A 577-nucleotide genomic window follows, 5' to 3' on the forward strand; every position below is an offset into this window, starting at 1 on the left:
GTGTGACGGCTACAATTTATAAAAAACGGTTGATAACTGAGATTTACGACCCTCAGACTCACGATATTATTTTGGTTTCTGACCAACTTGATTCAATAGAAGAAGGTGAATTTTTCAAGAAAAGAAGCCTTATTGAAGACGGCTTACGAACTTACTTGTGTGCGGTCTGTTTTCAGCCTGTCGTACTCCGTTCAAACCAAGCCCGTACAATTGATCACTATAAACATAAACACCAAAACGCAGAGTGTCCTCTACAAGAGAAAGATTCAGTGCTGAAGCAAGAGCAAATCCTTGCTATGAAATTCAATGGACAAAAAGAGGGAAAAGCTCATAGAGAATCTAAAGAGTTCATTCACGAAGCTATTCAAAATGATCGACAACAAAGATTCACTGAATGTGAGATAGAGGCAACGTTTAGAGACTCTACTGACGATCCAACGCAGATAATGAGTAAGGAGTGGCGTATACCTGACGTATCTTCTTACTATAACGATGAGGGACAAACAAAGCGTGTCGTGTTTGAATTGCAAATGAGTACAACGTTTATCAGTGTCATTGCCGCTCGTGAGCACTTCTA

Annotated in this window: 1 protein-coding gene; it reads left to right on the top strand. The window is 39.9% G+C overall.

All coding sequences use genetic code 11. The features are described from left to right. Positions 1 to 29: 29 nt before the first annotated feature. The coding region (locus QTO00_RS20655; RefSeq protein ID WP_443088956.1) for a DUF7830 domain-containing protein at positions 30 to 577 on the top strand (548 nt) is incomplete at its 3' end.

Source organism: Vibrio sp. M260118 (assembly GCF_036533755.1).
In the GTDB taxonomy this organism is placed as follows: Bacteria; Pseudomonadota; Gammaproteobacteria; order Enterobacterales; family Vibrionaceae; genus Vibrio.